The organism is Acinetobacter sp. ESBL14 (assembly GCF_036668815.1).
In the GTDB taxonomy this organism is placed as follows: domain Bacteria; phylum Pseudomonadota; class Gammaproteobacteria; order Pseudomonadales; family Moraxellaceae; genus Acinetobacter; species Acinetobacter gyllenbergii.
The window spans coordinates 1,427,842-1,448,910 of record NZ_JAZEVS010000001.1; the positions used below are offsets into that span (position 1 = coordinate 1,427,842).

20 protein-coding genes are annotated in these 21,069 nt (G+C 41.7%); 8 read left to right on the forward strand and 12 right to left on the reverse strand.

Translation table 11 applies throughout. The features are described from left to right. Positions 1–16: 16 nt before the first annotated feature. Positions 17–436 carry a phosphoribosyl-AMP cyclohydrolase gene (gene hisI / locus V6E90_RS07025; RefSeq protein WP_262756439.1) on the reverse strand — a complete coding sequence of 140 codons (420 nt, stop codon included), beginning with the start codon at positions 434–436 and terminating at the stop codon, positions 17–19. Then, positions 430–1,332, reverse strand: coding sequence for a GTP cyclohydrolase FolE2 (folE2, locus tag V6E90_RS07030; RefSeq protein ID WP_332604935.1), 903 nt, complete (start codon positions 1,330–1,332; stop codon positions 430–432). Before folE2 ends, hisI begins: the two co-directional genes overlap by 7 nt. Positions 1,333–1,444: 112 nt before the next feature. Here folE2 and V6E90_RS07035 point away from each other — a divergent pair, with 112 nt between their 5' ends. The 5 genes from V6E90_RS07035 to V6E90_RS07055 all read left to right on the forward strand — a co-directional run bounded on the left by V6E90_RS07035 (position 1,445) and on the right by V6E90_RS07055 (position 8,396). Then, positions 1,445–2,158 (forward strand): D-Ala-D-Ala carboxypeptidase family metallohydrolase, encoded by a 714-nt coding sequence (locus V6E90_RS07035; RefSeq protein WP_332604936.1) that lies wholly within the window; start codon positions 1,445–1,447, stop codon positions 2,156–2,158. Between the two features lie 4 nt (positions 2,159–2,162). Continuing rightward, a complete protein-coding gene (locus V6E90_RS07040; protein ID WP_016540135.1) occupies positions 2,163–2,552 on the forward strand; it encodes a Fur family transcriptional regulator in 390 nt (129 codons plus the stop codon). 24 nt (positions 2,553–2,576) lie between these two features. Further along, the gene (gene zigA / locus V6E90_RS07045; protein WP_262756443.1) at positions 2,577–3,800 is read left to right on the forward strand and encodes a zinc metallochaperone GTPase ZigA; all 1,224 of its coding nucleotides are present in this window, start codon (positions 2,577–2,579) and stop codon (positions 3,798–3,800) included. A gap of 126 nt (positions 3,801–3,926) precedes the next feature. Continuing rightward, positions 3,927–6,092, forward strand: coding sequence for a TonB-dependent siderophore receptor (locus V6E90_RS07050; protein ID WP_332604937.1), 2,166 nt, complete (start codon positions 3,927–3,929; stop codon positions 6,090–6,092). Positions 6,093–6,416: 324 nt separating this feature from the next. Then, on the forward strand, positions 6,417–8,396 hold the full coding sequence (locus V6E90_RS07055) for an esterase/lipase family protein (protein ID WP_332604938.1): 1,980 nt from the start codon (positions 6,417–6,419) through the stop codon (positions 8,394–8,396). A gap of 51 nt (positions 8,397–8,447) precedes the next feature. Here the strand turns inward: V6E90_RS07055 and V6E90_RS07060 are convergent, their stop codons facing one another. Both V6E90_RS07060 and V6E90_RS07065 read right to left on the reverse strand, forming a co-directional pair. Continuing rightward, positions 8,448–8,876: an SgcJ/EcaC family oxidoreductase gene (locus tag V6E90_RS07060; RefSeq protein ID WP_016540139.1), complete on the reverse strand. Its 429-nt coding sequence runs from the start codon at positions 8,874–8,876 to the stop codon at positions 8,448–8,450. Between the two features lie 8 nt (positions 8,877–8,884). Further along, on the reverse strand, positions 8,885–9,520 hold the full coding sequence (locus V6E90_RS07065; protein ID WP_332604940.1) for a TetR/AcrR family transcriptional regulator: 636 nt from the start codon (positions 9,518–9,520) through the stop codon (positions 8,885–8,887). Positions 9,521–9,620: 100 nt separating this feature from the next. On the opposite strand from V6E90_RS07065, the gene V6E90_RS07070 reads away from it, so the two are divergent. Beyond that, positions 9,621–10,979, forward strand: coding sequence for a flavin monoamine oxidase family protein (locus V6E90_RS07070; protein ID WP_332604941.1), 1,359 nt, complete (start codon positions 9,621–9,623; stop codon positions 10,977–10,979). A gap of 91 nt (positions 10,980–11,070) precedes the next feature. Further along, on the forward strand, positions 11,071–11,535 hold the full coding sequence (locus V6E90_RS07075) for a hypothetical protein (protein ID WP_332604942.1): 465 nt from the start codon (positions 11,071–11,073) through the stop codon (positions 11,533–11,535). A 128-nt stretch (positions 11,536–11,663) separates the two neighbouring features. Here the strand turns inward: V6E90_RS07075 and V6E90_RS07080 are convergent, their stop codons facing one another. The 6 genes from V6E90_RS07080 to V6E90_RS07105 all read right to left on the reverse strand — a co-directional run bounded on the left by V6E90_RS07080 (position 11,664) and on the right by V6E90_RS07105 (position 17,279). Continuing rightward, the gene (locus V6E90_RS07080) at positions 11,664–12,719 is read right to left on the reverse strand and encodes an NAD(P)-dependent alcohol dehydrogenase (RefSeq protein WP_332604943.1); all 1,056 of its coding nucleotides are present in this window, start codon (positions 12,717–12,719) and stop codon (positions 11,664–11,666) included. Beyond that, entirely contained in the window at positions 12,716–13,477 is a 762-nt protein-coding gene (locus V6E90_RS07085; RefSeq protein WP_332604944.1) for an SDR family NAD(P)-dependent oxidoreductase, read from the reverse strand. Before V6E90_RS07085 ends, V6E90_RS07080 begins: the two co-directional genes overlap by 4 nt. A gap of 73 nt (positions 13,478–13,550) precedes the next feature. Then, positions 13,551–14,474, reverse strand: a complete 924-nt coding sequence (locus V6E90_RS07090; protein WP_332604945.1) for an alpha/beta hydrolase — start codon at positions 14,472–14,474, stop codon at positions 13,551–13,553. Positions 14,475–14,690: 216 nt separating this feature from the next. Further along, positions 14,691–15,461 (reverse strand): SDR family NAD(P)-dependent oxidoreductase, encoded by a 771-nt coding sequence (locus tag V6E90_RS07095; RefSeq protein ID WP_332604946.1) that lies wholly within the window; start codon positions 15,459–15,461, stop codon positions 14,691–14,693. Positions 15,462–15,473: 12 nt separating this feature from the next. Beyond that, positions 15,474–16,394 carry an alpha/beta hydrolase gene (locus V6E90_RS07100; RefSeq protein ID WP_332604947.1) on the reverse strand — a complete coding sequence of 307 codons (921 nt, stop codon included), beginning with the start codon at positions 16,392–16,394 and terminating at the stop codon, positions 15,474–15,476. A 27-nt stretch (positions 16,395–16,421) separates the two neighbouring features. Further along, positions 16,422–17,279, reverse strand: coding sequence for an oxidoreductase (locus tag V6E90_RS07105; RefSeq protein ID WP_332604948.1), 858 nt, complete (start codon positions 17,277–17,279; stop codon positions 16,422–16,424). A 104-nt stretch (positions 17,280–17,383) separates the two neighbouring features. On the opposite strand from V6E90_RS07105, the gene V6E90_RS07110 reads away from it, so the two are divergent. Further along, the gene (locus V6E90_RS07110; protein ID WP_065341917.1) at positions 17,384–18,310 is read left to right on the forward strand and encodes a LysR family transcriptional regulator; all 927 of its coding nucleotides are present in this window, start codon (positions 17,384–17,386) and stop codon (positions 18,308–18,310) included. A gap of 23 nt (positions 18,311–18,333) precedes the next feature. Here V6E90_RS07110 and V6E90_RS07115 read toward each other — a convergent pair whose 3' ends face one another. Continuing rightward, the gene (locus V6E90_RS07115) at positions 18,334–19,413 is read right to left on the reverse strand and encodes an HlyD family secretion protein (RefSeq protein WP_332604949.1); all 1,080 of its coding nucleotides are present in this window, start codon (positions 19,411–19,413) and stop codon (positions 18,334–18,336) included. 12 nt (positions 19,414–19,425) lie between these two features. Beyond that, entirely contained in the window at positions 19,426–21,060 is a 1,635-nt protein-coding gene (locus tag V6E90_RS07120; protein WP_332604950.1) for an MFS transporter, read from the reverse strand. Positions 21,061–21,069: the final 9 nt, after the last annotated feature.

Consider the following 21,069-nt stretch of genomic DNA (forward strand, 5'->3'; position numbering starts at 1 on the left):
TGACCGTTTGAATAAGTTAAAGCATGGGTTCAGTTAAGATAGTGACTTGATCAGTCGTTATTCCCAGATAAAAGCAGTTGGGACGCCATGTATGGCAGGCAGGGCCAATTTGATTGACCACCAACAACAGGCTATCGCCATCACAATCGAGACGAGCCTCGATCAAATATTGGCGATGACCTGAACTTTCACCTTTGCGCCATAAACATTGACGAGATCTGGACCAATAACAAACTTGTCTGGTGATTAAGGTTTCGAGTAGAGCCTCTCGATTCATCCAAGCCATCATTAAAACGGCTTTGCTTTGCTGCGCTTGGGTAATGACTGGAATCAGTCCATACTGATTCCATTTGATCTGTTCAAATACGCTATCAAAGGCAAATTGTTGTCCTAGAACAGCGTGTTCCATTTGCTCGAAGATCGTCTGTTCTACCATTGCCATGAACCTTGAGCGACTGCATCATGTGCATGTAGGCTTTCTGCATGAATGACTTTGAAATTGAAAGCTTTAATACTGTGGTGATGGATAAACGTGCCATAGAGCCGTCTCAACGCATCTTCACAAAACATCAGGTTTTGACCATTGGCAATTGCAAAGGCCTGCTCATCAATGCGTTTGACTGCTGTCTGAACAGGAGTCATTAAAGCCTGTTCAGCTTGATTAATAAATAAGATCAATGGGATATGCTTTATATTTCGATCTAATTTGAAATGAAGAATGGCAAAGCTTCTTTGGCTATGTGGTGTTGCCGCGATCGCATCAGTTCTATTAAGCCAGTTCAGAATCTCGTGTTGATCTAGACTGATTTCCTGTTTTTGTAGCGCCGATGCAAAGCGTTGCTGAATAATATGTCTAGCAAGCGCGGCAGAACAAGGACAGGTCGAAGAATAGGGAATTTCAACTCTAAGTTCAGCCTCAAATCGATCATTTAACAGTTGGCATGACAGCATAAAGGGATAGCTTTTCCATCCTGATAAGTTGCTAATCAGTGCGGATCGCTCGATATAAAGCTCGCTGTGAATTTCAATTTTGGCATGTTTGGATAGATCGTGATGGCTTTCTAGAAAATCCATGAGTGTCAATTCAAGATCAGCCAAATTAATATTTTGAATCGAGCTTAATTCTAATAGGCGTGTATACAGACGAGACATATGGATGCCCTTGGCTAAAGGATCATCCAGACTGACATAAGCATTGATTTGGCTTTGACATAAGGTATTTTCCAACCGAACAGGTAATGCAATGTTTTCCATGCCGACCCAATCAAGCGCATAGCTATAGGCTTTGGGAAGATGAGATTCAGCAGAGATATCAGGTAGGGCGAGATTCATTTCTTCATTTGCTTCAGTTGTAATGCATATTGTTATGTTATAACATAACAATATGCATCGACAAGTTCGCTGCCAAGTTAATTTGAGTTGAGAGAATCTGGCGAATCAAACAATGAAAAAATTTTATCTATTTGGCTGCATTTGTGCGCTTTCTGCCTGTCATTCCCTACAGCAAACGATTCAGCCAGAACAGACGGTTCTACCTCAGACCAATCTCACACGACCTGAATTGATCGTGCAAGAGAAACAAGTACCAAGCTCATATCAACTGTGGATGAGTCACCCGAAATACCAACAACAAATACAAGCCTACAAAAAATTTCTAAAGCGTCAGGGGCTTAATTCTTATATTCCAGATTTTGAATTTTTTCAGACCGCGAGAGATTGGCAAAAATGCAACTATGTTGAATATGAAATCCCACCAAGAGAACTATGGAGCAATATTGTCCCGACATTAAGTATTTTAAATCAATGGATTGAACAAAAGCTAATTGATCAGTTCACTGTGACTTCGGTTTATCGAAACGATGATTTAAATCGGTGTGCAGGAGGCGCAAATGCTTCACGGCATGTTTTTAATGCTGCATTGGATTTTCGTATCGGAAGTGAAAGTCCCGATCTAATCGAACAAACACATATTGAAGAGACCAAAACCAAACTTTGCCAATTTTGGCAAGACCATGGAGAAGCACTCAATTTGGGCTTAGGTGTATATGCATCTGGACAAATCCATATTGATACGGCGGGATATCGCACATGGGGAGTCGACCATCGTTATAGCTCATCACCGTGCATAAATAATTTTTTCAAAAAGAATAAGGTATAAAAAGATGAAACTCGCAAGCGCCCAGCAAAAAATTTTAGACATTTTAAGCACTGAGAATAAAGCCATGAGTGCTTATGAACTATTAGAAAAGGCCAGACCTTATGGTTTTCAAGCACCAATGCAAATCTACAGAATTTTGAAAAAGCTCACAGATCAATGTCTCATCCTGAAACTGAATACATTAAATATGTACGCCAGTAAACAAGCTGAAATGAGTTCCAACTATCAACTCATCACAATTTGTACAGAGTGTCAGAGCGTGCAAAGCATCACCATTCCACAGCTTCGCAGCTGTGTAGAAACCACAACCAAAGCGCAAAAGTTCAAGCCTCAATACCCATATTTGGAAATATTGGGACGATGTTTTTCATGTGCTGCAAAACCTCAAAACTAACATATTTAACCAGTGAGAAAGCCAATGAATCCTTCTTTAGCCACTCCATCCAAACTCCCTGTAACCGTCTTGTCAGGATTTTTAGGTGCAGGTAAAACCACATTACTCAATCATATTTTAAACAATCGCGAAGGGCGTAAAATTGCAGTGATTGTCAATGATATGTCAGAGGTCAATATTGATGCAGCATTGGTCCGTGAGGGCGGTGCTGAGCTGTCAAGGACTGATGAAAAGCTGGTAGAAATGAGTAATGGCTGTATTTGTTGTACGCTGCGAGAGGATTTACTGATCGAGGTCCGTCGTTTAGCGGAAGATAAGCGTTTTGATCAATTGGTCATTGAATCTACAGGAATTTCTGAACCATTACCTGTAGCAGAAACGTTTAGCTTTGAAGATGAAAATGGCATTTCTCTGTCTGAATTTGCTCGCTTGGATACCATGGTCACTGTGGTTGATGCTTATAATTTTCTGAAAGATTATGGTTCTGTCGATAGTTTAACTTCACGAGGAGAATCACTAGGTGAGCAGGATGAACGCAATGTGGTTGATCTTTTAATTGATCAGATTGAATTCTGCGATGTGATAATACTGAATAAAGTAGATCTGATTGACGTAGAAGAAAAAGAAAAACTATTGGGTATTTTACATTCACTCAATCCGAGAGCAAAAATTGAAATTTCTGAATTTGGGCAAGTGAATCTGGATAAAATTTTAGATACTAAGCTATTTGATTTTAATGAAGCCGCGCAAGCACCGGGTTGGCTCAAAGAGTTAAGAGGAGAACATAGGCCTGAAACTGAAGAATATGGGATTGGTAGTTTTGTCTATCGGGCCAGACGACCTTTTCATCCACAACGTTTTTTCGATTTTATCAATTCTGAATGGCAGGGTGTGATTCGCTCAAAAGGCTTTTTCTGGTTGGCATCTCATCCTGAATTTGCAGGTTCTTGGTCCCAAGCAGGCGCCATGGCCAGACATAGCGTAGCAGGGTATTGGTGGGCGGCTGTACCAGATGAACACTGGCCTGAGGATCAACCAAGCCGCGATGCCATCGCAAAAAATTGGGATGACGCAACAGGTGATGCACGACAAGAACTGGTGCTGATTGGGATGGAAATGGATCAGGCGGGACTGACTGAACAGTTTGATGCCTGTTTATTAAATGATGAGGAAATGGCCTTGGGTGCAGAACAATGGCAGAAATTTGAAAATCCCTTTGTAGAGTGGCATCAGGTCGTGGCCAGCTAAAGCGTAATAAGCTGAAAAAATCGTAGATATGGTGCATAACATGCTTGTCCTATCTGAGAAAATTGTGAATACTCATGCCCGCAAAGTGTAAGCTTTTTTATTATCTTTTGGGGTTAGGCAACAACTGTGAAAACGTATCCATTTTCTCGTTTACAAAAAGCATTATTGGCGGTTGGTTCATTTTCATGCCTCGGATTAAACACCGTATTGGTCCATGCAGACACTGAAACACCGCGACTAGCTCCAATTCTGATAAAAGCTGAAATTTCTGAGCTTGCGTACGCTCAGCCTAAAGTGAATCTATCTGGTTTTACCCAGCAAAATCTCGCTGAAATTCCTGCTTCTATTTATACCGTGACAGCCGCGCAGATTGCGGATCAACATGCCAAGACCTTAACCGATGTGGTGAAAAATGATGCCGCTGTCGGTGAGGGTTATGCACCGATTGGTTATTATCCAAACTTTGTAATGCGTGGCTTTGCTCTAAATTTAGGATCAAGTTACTTATTAAATGGTCACTTGGTCAGAGGTGAGCAAAATATTGCACTTGAAAATAAAGAGCAGGTTGAAATTTTAAAAGGTATCAGTGCGATTCAAAGTGGTATGTCCACACCAGATGGTGTAGTCAACTATGTAACTAAACGTCCAGCGGATATTCGTTCTATTACACTTGAAGCAGATAGCCATACTGGTAATCGTATAGCAGCTGACATAGGTGGTTTAATTGGTTCAGATCAGCAGTTTGGTTATCGGGTCAATCTCGCCAAAGAAGAAATCCATCCGTATGTCGAACATGCCAATGGACAGCGTTGGTTTGGTTCAGTCGCTTTGGACTGGAAAATTTCAGATCGTTCAAAACTCGAATTTGATCTTGAATCACAACGTCAGCGCCAACGTTCCGTACCTGGTTACCAATTACTTGATGGTAAAAAAGTACCTACAGATGTGGATTGGGATCGTTTATTGGGTCATCAAAGCTGGGGCAAACCCGTCAGTAATGAAAGTCTCAATGCTGGTTTAAAGTATAGTTACCAAGTGAACGACAATTGGAGCGCTAATCTTTCAGCATCACAAAGTCGAGTGGTGGTCGATGATTATTCTGCATTTGCATGGGGCTGTTATAGCGAGATATGCCAAACGACAGGCTTAGGTAATACTTTTGACCAAAATGGTAATTACGATATTTATGATTTCCGTAGTCCCGATGACAGTTATCTCACCAATCAATTTAAAACAGGCTTAAGTGGAAAATTTAACACAGGAACTTGGCAACATACACTTAATGTAGAATTATCTAATAGTTATAAACGCCATGCCCAGCATGATCCAATCAATGAATTAGTGGGTACTGGAAATATCTATACAGATAACATGACTTATCAGCCTTCAAAAGCAACCTTAGGTAAGCATTACAAGTCATTCAGTAGTCAGCAAACGGCATTGAACCTACTTGACCAAATTGATTTTAATCAGCAATGGTCGATTCTGGCGGGTGGAAAGCTTTTGCATCTAAATGAAGATGCTTATGATGTTGATGGCAACAACATCCGAGATACCAACTTTAATCGCTTTTTACCTCAATTTGCGTTGATGTATCAGCCTTGGGAAGGCACCAATGTCTATGCTTCATATGCCAAAGGTCTGAGTGATGGTGGACAAGCACCGTGGTATGCCGAAAATAAATTTGAAACATTGGCACCAAAACATTCAACGCAATATGAGCTAGGTGTTAAACAGCAATGGCAAGATTTATTGTTTACAGCCGCATTGTTTAATTTAAAGCAAGACAACCAATATACAGATATAGCCAGTAATTTTGTTGCTGATGGCGAGCAACATAATCTTGGCTTAGAACTCGGCGCACAAGGTCGTGTAGGTCAAAACCTAGAGATCACCTCGACCTTAGCATTGACACGTTCACGCTTGAAGGATACTCAATCAGCCGAATATCAAGGCCATCAAACTCAAAACATTCCTGCAGTGCGTTTTGCGAGTTATCTGTCTTATCAACTCCCACACGTGGAAGGACTGCGTTTACTGGCGGGTATGCAATACAGCAGCAGTAAATATGCTGAGAAAACAGGTACTGTAAAAGTGTCAGGCTATACGGTATTTAATGCTGGTACAGCCTATAATTTCCGTGCTTATGGTTATGACAATACTTTGAGATTAAATGTAGATAATCTATTTAATAAAAAATACTGGCGAGATGTGGGCAGTTTCTTCGGCGATGATTACTTATTCCTTGGGGCACCTCGTACAGCACAGTTATCATGGAATATCAAATTCTAAAATGAGTCGCTTTCTTTATTTTATTAAGAATATATGAGAGCGAAGGAATAGGAAAAAGACCAGTTAACGGATTCACTGGTCTTTTTTATTTGTGACTTTGACTAATAGCCCATCTTCTATTTTGTATTATAGATAGAACAATCCATCTTAATAATGTTGCTGTATTCTTTTGCTTACTTTGTAATATTGATTAGATATTTAAGACGTGACGCTATCTTGCGATCAGCCTTTATTTTTGTTCAGTCTATTGCATGGAAAATGAACTGAACTTCGAAATGCAATGATAGAACTACGCTTGGAGGCGTGTTGCAGAGGATTAATCGCATGACAATGAATAGAAGAACTCTGATCAAGCGCCTTGTTTTGCTTTGTCTCTTTTACAGTTTATCTGCCTGTCAGCTCGTCAAACTTCAACAACGAAGTTTAAGTGCATCCTTAACCGATAAAACTCAAAGCATCTTAACGCGACCTCAATTAAGCGATGCTTCACAAAATACTTTGCTTCTTGCTGGTATTCCAGCAAATGAATGTATCAATCAACCCGATAGATGTGTACAGACTTTAGAAAAAAAACTAACTGATAATAAAGAACAACGTTATGCTGCAGCCAGTGAAGTGTATTTGGCTCAGGCTTTACGCTTAAGTGAAGAAAAACAATGTCATGTGCCGTTGTTGGAAAGACAGCATTCAATGAAACAAAATCAGTGTTTAGATCAAGTACTGACTTTACTTGATCAGAGTATTCGTTTTAGCTATGCCTATTTGTTTGAAACGCAACATACACCTCAACAACGTATTTTTGATCAGAGGCAAACGCAGGTTCGGCTTTTTTATAATGTGGCACTTTCACGATTGATCACGACTGCTTATTTACGCTATCAATTTACTCGTTTTCCTAAACAATTACCGATTAATCAGCACCTTTATCATTTTAATTTCGATGATTATCCTGAACTTGCAACGACAGATATTCAGTTATTGCAATCGAGTTACAATATGCGTTTTTCTGGATTTTATAGTGTCAATCGTCGCGATGGCTTTGGTTCAGAGTTTGTGTTAGTCGCAAAGAATAAGCAGCTTTTTAGTTCAGACTATATTTATGATCCAGAAACTTTCTATGCCAATAAGAAAAACCCATATATTCATACGGCGAGATATTTATCTGTCACTGCCGTAGCGCAGCCATTAAAACAGAGCAATGTTAAAAATTTGGCTTTGCTTCGAGATGCTGCACTAGAAATAAAGCTGATCGATCCCTTTCGCCATGATGAGGTGAAAATCGCAGGTGATAATTATTTATTAACAGCCAATTACTCAGCGCCATACGGTCTTTGGTTGGCTGAAAATAATTTGGGCGGCACGGGCTATACGACTTTAATTGATCGTAAAGAGCAACTCAGCATGCCGCATTTATTTATGCTGGAGCCTTATCAACCAGATAAGAAAATCATTATCTTTATTCACGGCTTAGCCAGTAGCCCAGAGGCATGGATTGCGCTGACGAATGATATTTTAGGAGATGAGAACCTGCGTAAGCATTATCAGGTTTGGCAAGTTTTCTATTCTACCAACATGCCGATTTTAGAAAGCCGTGCCCAGATTTATGCCTTGTTAAAGCAGGGATTTGCAATGCATGATCCTAAAGATGCTGCAATGTCTGACGCTGTTCTGATTGGACATAGTATGGGAGGAATTATTAGTCGCTTGATCATGGGGCAAGGCGATATCCGCCAGCAGGCTGTAGACGCGATTAATAATGAAAAAGCTCATGATTTTATTTTTTCACCTGCAGTCAGTAAGCGCTTTATCTTCCAGCCAATTGATCAAATTAATCGCGTTATTTTTATTGCAACACCACATAAAGGTACGGCCTATGCGGATCGCTGGTTTACACTGGCATTACGTAAAGTTATTCATTTACCGAGTAAGTTTTTAGCGGCAGCTGAGGTTGCGGTCACAGAAAAGAAAATTGACCTACAGCAAATGAAAAACAGTCTTGGATCAGGCCTTATTGAAAATGGACCGAGCGATTTAAGCTATCAGTCTAAATTTATGAAAATGAGTCAGGATATTCAACCGATAAAGGGTTTAGCCTACCATTCAATTATGGGGAATATCACGCAAAGCCAAGACCCCAATAAAATGACAGATGGTATCGTGCCATATACCAGCTCGCATCTAGAAGGGGCATTATCAGAAAAAATTATCCAAGGTGGGCATTCGATTCAAGAGAAACCTGAAGCAATTCTGGAGTTAAGACGAATTTTAAAATTACATGCCAAACAGCACGCTTTGCCTCAATGATAGTTGAAAGCGCCAGCGTCTAATCATGGGAATTATCGTAGTTTCTGAATTTTAGCCATCTCTTAAGATTGTTTGACCTGTGCGTGGATTGGTGAGGGTTACGTTTTCTAATGCGCGGATCAGCCAAAAACCATTTTGCTTGCTGAGAACAGCAAGAATTAATGTATCGACTTGATGTGGACCCGCTGGATGGGCAGTGCCAGCGGTTAATCTGCTCCAAAAATGGATAATGACCACATCATCGGTAATTGGACTCAGCTCTATGATTTCATTCTGAAGCGTCGAATCACGATAGATGGTTTCATGAATAGGAAGATGTAAGGCAACAATTTCTTTTATACCTTTTACATAGTGTCCAAAACGATTTACAAAGCTTGCATCCTCAGCAAATAACGAGGCAAAGGCCACCATATCATGTTCATTCCAAGCTGCTTGGAATAAATATGGAATTTGCTCTGGTGTAGTTGCTTTAACGGTCATATTTTCCCTTATTTTAATCCACGTATCAGCGCACTGATAGTCATTTCTTTTAGCGTATTCGGATTTCCCCATGGGTATTCTGGGATGCCAATCAAACTTAAGGTAATCCCTAACATACTACAGAGTAGAACGTTCTTGATTTCATTGGCATCACCTGTACGTATTTCTCCACGGGCTTGTGCTTCCTGAATTGCACGCGTGTAAATCTCTAGCTGAGGGACGGCTTGCGAAGCATCGACAAAATAATGTTCGTCTGCATTTTGCGGATGATCTTCAATAAGGAAAATGGCTCTGCAATCATTCGGTCTGTTTAACCAAAAATCAACTTGGGCTGTACACAGCTTTTCTAGTCGGGCTGCTTCAGGGCTGTTGTTGTAGCATTGTTCAAGCTCAAGCATTAAATCTAAAAAAATCACTTCCCAAATATGGTGCAGTAACTGTCTTTTACTTGGAAATAAGGTGTAAAGCGTTGCAGGTAAACAGTCTGCTTGGGCTGCAATTTTGCGCATAGATACGCCTTCGTATCCATGTGCTGCAAATAAGTCTCTGGCCGCCTGAATAATCACATTTCGATTGGCTTCGATTTGTTCCTGACTTCGCGGAGGACGTCCACGGCGGGGGGCTTTTGTTTGATTATTTTCCATAGCTATTGATTTTAGTGAACACGTTCCATAAAATCAAATTTAATTTTAATGAACGCGTTCATTAAAATATGGATGATAATTTTAATAGTAGGAAATGATGATGGATACTCAAACAATTGAAAAAGCCTGGGATGTAATTGTGGTCGGTGCTGGTTTAGCAGGTTTAAAAGCAGCATTGGAATTAAAAAAAGCGGGTAAAGATGTATTGCTTTTAGAAGCGCGTGATCGTGTCGGTGGTCGCTCAAAAGCAGGTGAAATTTATGGAGAGACCATTGATTTAGGTGGGCAATGGGTCGGTCCTCAACAAAAATTATTGTTGTCCCAAGCGCAAGAGCTCGGCATAAAAACATATCCTCAATTTGTAAAAGGGGCGAGCTTAGTGAGTCGAAATGGTTTGGTCAAATCTTATCGTTCGAATATCCCTAAACTTCCTGTCAGTGCATTGATCGAAATCGCTTTATTAGAACGTCGTTGGAATAAAGAGGTTAAAAGTTTACCTCATGGAGCGCCATGGTTGGCGGCAAAAGCCAAGTTATGGGATGCTGAAACAGTCGAAAGCTGGATTTTAAAAAATGTCCGTACGGATGGAGCTCGAGATTTTATTCGAACAATTGTTGGGGCCTTATTTTGTTGTAATACATCACAATTGTCCTATCTATTTTTTCTAGAATATTTCAGGCAAGGCCATGGTCTAGAATCGTTAATCTCAACAGAAGGCGGCGCGCAGCAAGATAAATTTATTGGGGGCGCATGGCAGATTCCCAAGCGGATTGCAGATCAATTACAAGACAATTTAATTTTAAATTCGCCCGTTTTGGCTGTTGAGCAGTGTACAGACCATGTGTATGTGGTATGCAAAAACCAACGCTATAAAGCACAAAATATCATCATTGCGACACCACCTGTTCTGGCATCCAAGATTCATTACACGCCGTCGCTTCCTGTAAAACGTGAAAAACTACTACAAAGTATGACCATGGGTGCGGTTATCAAAGTTCATGTGGCCTATAACCGCCCATTTTGGAAACAGCAAAATTTAAATGGTGCTGTAGTTGCAACGGATAGAGCTGTTAGTGTGGTATTTGATCAGTCTACAACGGGTAAAGATCATGGTGTTTTACTCGGTTTAATTGAGGGTGATTATGCAATTGAATTAAATGCGCTGGATGTTGATACACGTCGTCAGCGAGTGATTGCAGACATGGTTTATTACTTCGGGCAACAAGCAGCACATCCTTTGGAGTATGTGGAGCAAGACTGGTTAACCGAAGAATGGTCTCAAGGCGGATATGTCGCACATATGCCCGCTGGTGTCATGACCACTTATGGTGATTGTATTAGACAACCTTTTGGTCGCATTCATTGGGCTGGGACAGAAACGGCAACGGAATGGAGTGGTTATTTAGATGGCGCTTTACAATCAGGTATTCGCGCAGCAAAAGAAATCATAAACAAATAAGAAAATTGGGTGAGATCTGAGCCAAACCTCCTGATTAGATAAGGTATGTCTGGCTCAGTCTGAATTTGAATATCGGTTATGGAGAACTGTAATGTCGTCTAAGCAATTTATGCAAGGCATTCAATATGAATTACAGAATCGAGCTTTTGCATTAAATGCAATTACGCGTATTTCTATACGTATGCAAGGTACAGCTGAATATGTCTTTTGGGATGCATATAGAAAATTGGAACAATTTAATATCCCTCGTTATGCGGCGTATGCACACAAATTAGGTTTGGATGCATCGCCATCTTTTCTGACTGAGGCAAAAGCATGGACAATGAGTTCAATACCCGCTTTATTCCTTAATCAGCTGCTACAGTTGGTTCACACAAGGACAATAGTTTATATGGAAAACTTAAAAAAAGTTCGTACGCTCGGAAGCGTTGAAGATAGAGCCTTTCTCAACTATATGATTGCACAAGAACAGCTTCAAATTGAGTTCATGGAATTAGCGATCAAAAAGCAATATCAGGAGATAAAACCTAGGCTGGATCAATTTATAGACATCTAGACGGATATAAAATTGATATAAGGAATATTGATTTAATCAGCAATGACGTATTTGATGTGGTTTTATATTGATCAAAAAACAGATCTAACCGAAGTCGTCTGTTTCGGTTAGATATAAAGATCAATGATTTAGTCTGTATGAGCGGATAAGGTCGCCATATCAATCACGAAACGATAGCGGACATCAGAACGTTCTAAACGTTCAAATGCTTGATTAATTTGATCCATCCGAATCATTTCACAGTCCGGCAAGATATTTTGACGGGCGCAGAAATTTAACATTTCCTGTGTTTCGGCAATACCGCCAATCATTGAGCCCGCTATTCGACGACGTCCCATAATGGCAGGAACAGTGAAAAGTTCATCCAGTTGTCCTAACTGCCCAACCACAACAAAGGTGCCATCAATATCCAGTAAGGGAATATAAGGATTAATATCGTGCTTGACTGGAGCAGTATCAATAATCACATCAAAGGCATTGAGTGCCTGTTGCATAGCTTCTGAATCAGCGGTATCGAGAAAACGATCTGCACCCAGTTGTAAGGCATCAGCTTGTTTCTGTTTTGATCGGCTCAGAACCGTTACCTCGGCACCCAAACCGACCGCCAGTTTCACCGCCATATGTCCTAAGCCACCCAAACCCACCACGCCAACACGTGTTCCTGGTCCTACATTCCATGTTCGTAATGGGGAATAGGTGGTAATTCCTGCACAGAGCAAAGGTGCAACACGTGATAAATCCAAGCGATCAGGCACATGCAAAACAAAGTGTTCTTTCACCACGATATGTTTGGCATAACCACCAGCAGTATTTTCACCAGTCATACGATCCTGCCCATTATAGGTTTCGGTCAAGATTTCACGGCACATATGTTCTTCACCTTTATGACATTGATCACAATGCATACAGCTATCCACAAATGTTCCTACAGCGACATGATCGCCTATCTTAAACTTGTTTACATCCTTGCCGATCGCAATTACTTTACCGACAATCTCATGACCAGGCACTAAAGGGAAAACCGTACGTCCCCAATCATTCTTTGCCATGTGCAGATCGGAATGGCAAACACCTGAATAGAGAATTTCAATATTCACATCATCATGACGTAATTCACGGCGCTCTAAAATATAAGGAACTAGGGTGGAACCTTGTTCCAAAGCCGCATATGCATAAGTTTTCATGAGAGAGTATCCATTATAAGTTGAGGATAAACAGGATTTTTTAAGTCGAATAGATTGTTTTCATTGACGATGCCAACCACTTGATCGCTTTGATAAAGCTGATAGGCGTATTCAGCCAATTGTTCAGCAGAAATAAACACTTCAGGGCTAAATAAAGTCTCACCGTCGATTCCACCTTGATATGAGGCTTGATCAACAAATTCAGTACGAGTTGCAGCAGGTGCCAAGACCTTGACCCGCATTTTTTTGTTTTGTGATTGCATCGCTAGTGCTAGACCTTCGGTGAAGGAAGCCACATAGAATTTTGTGGCGCAATAGGTCACGGCAATATCAATTTGTACATAGCCACCAATCGAAGCCGTGTTGATTAAGGTTGCTTCTCGATCTGCATAATCTTTGACGTAGAGTAAAGATAAGTCTGTGAGGGCTTTAATATTCAGGTCGATCATGTTATTGGCTTTTTCCAGATTAACTTCCCAAGGGAAGCCATAATCACCAAAGCCCGCATTGTTGATCATCACATCAATTTGCAATGTTTTTAGCTTTTCATACAGGTGCCGTGCATTGCCAAGGACTGCCAAATCACAGCTTTCCACATGAACACTGACTTGATATGTCGTTTCAATGTCCTGCTTTATTTGTTCTAAAGCACTCGCTCGACGGGCAACCAGAATCAGGTTAAAGCCTTCAGCAGCGAATTTATAACCCAAGGCTTTGCCAATACCTGAACTTGCACCAGTAATAAGGACAGTTTTCATAGCATTTCTAGATCTTCAGAGTTTAATAAAAGGAGCATGAATACGCGCTATTCATCGTATTCACGCGAAAGGATTAAAGATGTTTTTGAAAGAAGGGAATAACCACATCTAAAGCTTTTGCGACAGGTTCAGGTTGGTCATAAAGTTCATAATGACTGGCGCCTTCAACTACAAAGATATTTTTATCTTTAGCGGCGGCTTTGTTATACAGTTCAAAACCATCTTTATATGAGCCAAAAGCACCAACACGATCACCTACGACAATCTGTAAGGGTTGAGTGAGTAAGTGTTCAGCCAAATGGAAAGCATCAAAACCAACAGCGGCAGCCAAACCTGAAAAACGTAACTGGTTGGTTGAACCTGCTGCCTGACCACGTGGTGTTTTGTAGTAGTCAATGGCTTCTTGGATATCAATGTCCTGAATGTTAGCTTGTTCACGCTCTGCCTGCGAGTTTGGAATATATTGGGTGATAAATGCTTCTGCTCCACGTGCTTCAGCTGTACGTTGAGCTGCAATTGCTTCAAGAGTATTGATTGCTGCATTTGGACTGAGATCACCTTCACGCATCAGACGACCATAGTTTGCAGCGACGATGGTTGCCACAGCTTTAAAGCGGCGTTCGGTCATGGCTGCATTTACCGCATAGCCACCACCACCACAAACACCGAGGACGCCAATGCGGTTTTCATCGACATAATTTAAAGTTGTGAGATAGTCGGCGGCACAACGAAAATCTTCAACACGGGTTGCAGGGTCTTCAAGGAAACGAGGTTCACCGCCGCTGGCACCTTGATAAGATGCATCAAAGGCAAGAGTTACAAAGCCTGCCGCAGTTAATTTTTCAGCATAAATTGCACCTGCTGTTTGTTCTTTACAGCTGCTGATGGGGTGTGCACATACAATCGCAGCATATTTCTGATTTTCATCAAAGCCTTCTGGAAAACGGATCGTTGCTGATACGTCGATGCTTTTATTTTTGAAGGTTACATTTTTCATCGTTTAAGCTCCACATAGAGGGAATCAGTTGATGAAATAAATGTACCATTGCTGATTTATCTTGATTAGAGGGTTATTTTTGATTGCTTTAATAAGTACGACTTATGAATAAACACAACATAGCACTGCTTTTATTCTCATCAGACCATTCTAAAATTTAGCCACAAAAAAGCTTCCTGACCTTAGGGCAGGAAGCTTGATATAACAAATGAATGGCTAAATTGCAGTATACCCCCCATCAACCAAGAGTTCGGTTGCTGTGACATAAAAGGCTTCATCACTGGCAAGAAACAGCACGGCAAAGGCAATTTCTTCTGAAGTCCCTGCACGACCAACAGGGATGGCTGTACGTAAATGTTGCATCGCTTCTTCATCTTCAGTGAAATGGGTTGCCATCGGAGTGGCAATCAATCCTGGCAAAACCGTATTGACACGAATATTCATTTTCGCCAAATCGACTGCTGCTGATTTACTTAACATGCGTGATGCACCCTTCGAAGCTGCATACCCTGGATTCACATCAGGAAAAGCAATCACTGCTGCTGCAGAACCAATATTGACAATCGAACCACCGCCCACTTGTTGCATAAATGGAATCACGGTTTTAATGCCTAAGAATTGACTGTTTAAATTGACATCCATCACAGCCAACACATCTTGAATATCGGTATCAGTCCATCCATCACGTGGTCCTGGTGTACCTGCATTATTCACCAAGATATCAATTTTTCCGAATGTCGAAATGGTATGTGCTGCCACTTCTTGCCATTGCACTTCATTGGTGACATCTAGAATGGCGTATGTTGCTTTTAGGCCTTGTTGGTTCAGTTCATCTGACAAGTCTTTGATCGCTTGTACACGCTGCTGGCTGGCGGTAATCACCACACTCGCACCTTGCTGAGCAAATAAACGGGCAGTGACAGCGCCCATTCCAGTACCACTACCAGCACCTGTGATGATGGCCACTTTATCATTTAAACGATTCATCTGATGCTCTCCTTATTGACCTGATAAAGATTGCTGAAAGAAAGGTACAATTTTTTCTACAGCTTCATTTACAGCATCTGGACGATCATATAGATCAAAATGATTTGCAGCTGTAATCACAAAAAGTTCTTTTTGAGGTGCCGCTGCGGTTTTGATCAGTTGTTGACTGTGCCATGCCGAACCTGCCTCACTTCCCACAACCATAAGTAAGGGTTGAGTCAGGTAGCGATCTGCAAAATGAAAGGCATCGTAACTCATCAATACTGCTGTTGACGTTGTGGTGCCTTGACTTGGCGCATTTGGATGTTGGGCGCGAGTGGTACGGTAATAATCATAGGCTTCACGCATTTCGGGATCGTCAACACCTTCGAGGCTTTCAGGTGACCAAGGTGACAGAGCGATTGCTGCACCTTGTGCTTCTGCCGTCAACTGTTGTGCAATTGAATCTAAAATGGCGGTTTGATCAGAAGCGGTTGCCTGATTATCTCCATACCAACCTTGACGATACAGATCACCTATATTTACTGCACTGACACCAACTACCGCTTTGATACGATGATCAATAATGGCAGCATGAATGACATATCCACCCGCACCACAGATGCCTAAAATACCAATGCGACTCTCATCTACATAAGCCAAGATGTCTAAATAATCGATGGCAGCACGAAAGTCTTCAACACGTTGATATGGATTTTCGAGTTGACGGGTTTTCCCTCCACTTTCACCTTGATAGGCAGCATCAAAAGTCAGTGCAATAAATCCTTGCTCCGCAAGTTTTTGTGCATAGATATGCGCCGTTTGTTCTTTCACTCCACCGACAGGATGCCCACAAATGACGGCGGCATATTGTTGTGTTTCATTAAAATCATGGGGGAGATAAAGATGTGCTGCAATTTGGATATTCTGCTGATTGAAATGGATTTTTTTCATTTGATTAACTCCAATGAGATGTAAGGCTTAAAGCTGGATTTCGACAAACTCAGCATCGTCAAATGCGGTTTCGATGCCTTTTTGGCGCCATGAATCAATGTCTTGGGTTCGTGTTGCAAGGGTTTGATCCCAGATTGAAAAAGCATCCTGACCCAACATTAGACGGGTAGGTGGTGTTGCACTTTCAACGACTTCAAGCATGCGTTGCGCAGCTTTGGCAGGATCACCAAGTTGTTTACCCGATGAACCTTCCAAATATTGCTCAAATGGTTCTACGATAGCTCGATAGGCCGGAATGTGCTGAGCTGGACGCATATTGACATCGCCTGCAAACTCAGTACGGAATGCACCTGGTTCAACCAAAGTGACATGAATCCCCAGTGCTTTGACTTCCAGTGCAAGCGATTCAGTCCAGCCTTCAATGGCAAACTTGGCAGCACAATAGGGACCTGCTGCATTCATGGCCACTAGCCCAGCGATACTGCTCAGGGTCAAGATATGACCTGATGCTTGCTGACGCATCTGCGGTAACACCGCACGAGTCATTTCAGCGGCGGCAAAGAAATTCAATTCCATTTGCTCGCGTAGTTGTTGCAGACTAAATTCTTCACATGCGCCCACTACACCACGCCCAGCAATATTGGCAAGCACATCAATACGTCCAAAATGCTGAATGGCTTGCTCAATCACTTGGCTTCGTGCAGTAGCATCAGTAACATCAAGTGCAACTGCTAACACTTGATCTTCATGGCCATATGCAATTTGTTGTAAGCGATCTAGACGTCGCGCCGTGATCACGGCCAAATCACCCTGAGCAATAACTGCTTGTGCAAGTGCTTGACCTAAACCAGAAGATGCACCTGTGATTAACCAGACTTTTTTCATTGCTTTATTCACGTGTTCATTTGATAAAAACAATGTTAGCAAGGGTGATTTATAATGATAATCCGTTATAATTAGATAGGACTTATACTGAATACTTATAAATAATGAAAGAAAATTTAAATGATCTACAGGTCTTTCTCATTGTTGCACAAGAGCGTAGTTTTACCCGAGCGGCTGCAAAACTGGGCACCTCCCAATCTGCCATTAGTCAGACCATGCGTAATCTGGAAGAGCGAATAGGTATTAAACTCCTTTCACGAACCACCCGAAGTGTGTCACCAACCGAAGCAGGGGAATATCTGCTCAATTTGGTTCAGCCTGCGATTGAAGATATTGAACATGGTTTGCATCAGATCAGCGCCTTGCGAGAAAATCCTGCAGGTACCTTACGTATTAATGCGGATGAATACGCCATTCAAAGTGTGCTCTGGGCAGCTGTGGAAAAAATTATAAAAAAATATCCTGATATTGCGGTAGAGATGACCTCTGATTATGGTTTGACCGATATTGTCGATGGACGTTTTGATGCAGGCATCCGTCGAGGTGGATTGGTTTCCAAAGACATGATTGCAGTAAAAATCAGCCACGGAATTGCAATGCTGGCCGTGGCAACACCCGATTATTTAAATCAAAAGGGTCGACCTACACATCCAAAAGATTTGATTGAGCATGATTGTATTAATTTACGTTTACCCACGCATGGTGCCATGTTCCGTTGGCAGTTTACCCAAGGCAATAAGACTCAAAGTGTGAAAGTGGAATCCAAAATTACATTCACCACCATTACCCCGATGTTACAGGCGGTGAAAAGCGGTGTTGGTATTTCATATCTACCGATTGATATGGTGCAACCGTATATAGAAAGTGGTGAACTGGAAGAGGTGCTGAAAGATTGGCGACATACCTATGAACCTTTTTATCTGTATTACCCGCATCGACGAGAACAGGCACCGTTGCTAAATATATTAATTACAGCGCTGAAAGAAAACTTTGATCATCTATCAGCGCCTGAGCAATTCAATCGTGAGTAAAATACGGTTACTCCAATTGCAATTTAATTTCCGACCCGAGTAATCACGGACATTCCAGGACGCAAACGAGCTAGATCCTTTTGTTCAGGGTCAATAGCAATCCGAACCGCAATACGTTGTACCACCTTGGTAAAATTGCCTGTTGCATTGTCAGGTTTGAGCACACTGAACTCAGAACCCGCGGCTGGCGAAATCTGCTCAATATGTCCAGTGAACGTCTGATGTCCTAATGCATCGACTGTAAAGCTGGCCTTTTGTCCGATTTGCATGTTCTGAAGTTGAGTTTCTTTAAAGTTGGCAATGACCCAAGTCTGCTGTGGAATCAAATAAAGGAGTTGTGAACCAACCGCAACATATTGTCCAATACGCGGATTAACCTCACCTAATTGTCCATCCATTGGTGCATAAATGACACTATAGTTTTTGGTGGTTTGTGCCTGTTCTAGCTGAGCCTGTGTACTATTTACATCAGCTTGCAGACCTGCTTTGGAAACTTGGGCTGTTTTTAACGCTTCTTTGGCTACCAGCACATTGGCTTCAGCTTGCTGTAATACTGCTAGATTGTTTTTTTCATTGGCAAGCGCTTGGTCTCGTTCTGATTTTGATGCTGCACCTGAGTCCCCAAGTTGGCGATAACGTTGCGACTCTGACACAGAAAGTTGATATTCCGCCTGTATTTGCGCGACTTTTGCTTGTGCAGCCAAAATATCGGCTTGTCGCTGAGCAATGGTTTGTTGTTGGTTGGCCAGATCATTTTTAGCGTGTTCAACGGCTGATTGCGCCTGAGTCACTTTCTGGTCATAGGTTTGCGCATCAATGATCAATAAAGGTTGCCCTTTTTTTACATGATCAAAGTCTTTGACCAAAACCGATTTGATATAGCCATTGATTTGTGAGGATAAAACCGTAGTTTGACCTTTAATATGACTATTATCCGTTTGTTCACTTGACGATGAAAAGGGGAAAACATGCCAGGCACGGAAAATCAATAATACCCCAACGATCAACACCAACAACATTAAGATTAACGTTGAGGTTTTCGGTTTGATTAGCTTGGAACTAAATTGAGTTGCAGTTTCTGTAGTTTGTACTTGCTCAGCCATATTAATTACTCATTATTTGTTCAGTCGTGCGCTATAACGTGTCCACAACAAGGTGCCGACACCGAATATAAAAACCAGCGTTGCAAGCAATGCATTGATCTTAATGACGTCGTTAAATGCCAAAACTTGTGCTTCCTGACTGACCGTCTGATTCAGCAATTTTTGCGCATGATTTTGGTTAGATGCAGGATCTGTATTTATGCTTTGCGCTTGATGCTCATATTGTTGCAGTCGTTGCGCAACAGCAGGATTGGTTGGATCTAAATTTGTATAGATCTCATTTTGATGAATGCGGAGTTGATGCTGTTGATAGGTTGAAAAGAAAGAGCTTCCAATCAAGCCACCCAAGTTTTGAGTGACACCTAATAGTACAGCGAAGGTCACGACACTCCATTGACTATGTTGCAACACTCTAAAATAGCCAATCAGGACCAGTGGCCCCATAAAAATACCGCCAGCACAGCCGATTAAGAATTGTGAGAGGTATAAATCATGTGGGCGAATATCATGGGTCAGACCTAAATCCAGACCACAACCCACCAAGATCAGCAACTCGGCAAACACCAGTTGTTGCATGAGCAGGTGTTGTTTAAAGGTCACAATACTGGCAATGGTACCCACCAGCACACCAAGACCAATCATGCTATATAAGCCCACCATTTGTTCGGGTCTTAAGCCCATGGTCTGTAAAAAATGACCCACAGTATAATTTTGTTCAGACATCATGATCCGAATCGAAAATGCACCAATCATAAAGGTCAACGTTGATTTCATGGTCAGCCAATGCGTGACAATCAGCGGATGCTGACGATGGTGTTCAATCACCAGTCCAATCACCAACAACACAAATCCAAGCGCTAGAGCGTAGGCAATCCATGAGGCATCCAACCACCAGACAATAGGACCTTGAACCAGAACTGCACTCAACAAGGTAATTGCAGGGAAAATAAAGAGTAGGGGGAAAAAATCGGCCTTTTCCAAGACAACTGCACGAATACTACGTGGAAGTTTTAAGCTCACCACCATCGCCAGACAGCATACATACAGTCCTAATTCGAAATAAGCCAGATCAGTCCAGCCTTCGCCTTGAGTAATCGCTGGAGAGATGATCCATGCAAGCGGGAGTCCCAATTGCTGAGCACCTAAAATGACGTAGATCCCTTTTAAAGCAGAGGGCTTTTTGAAAGACTGAATCACATAATGTGCACTCATGGAAGTGAGTGGTGCTGCAACGACACCCGCAAAAAAACGGACCATCAGTGCCATTTCGTAGCTATTCACCAGCAGATGCAAACCAATACACAGACAGCAGAGCAATAGGCTAATTTCAGCGAATAAACGTAGACCAAACTGTTGTCGAATCTTAATCACATAGAGATTGGCAGCGGTATTGCCCATGACAAATGCAGCAGGCAACCATGCAGCTTCACTGGGTGTTAAAGCAAATTCACCTTGAAATAACAAGGCATTGGCAACGACCAGACTATTTCCCAGACTGGCAGAAAGTGCAATGAAAATACCAATCAAAAAGTAGCTAATCCGTAAACGCGTAGGATGCTCGATAGACGCAGGCGAACCAATCAAGGCTGGGCGTTCAACATCCGTCCAATCTGGCATTGGTTCAAGGTATTTAGGTGTTCGCTGCATAACAGAAAT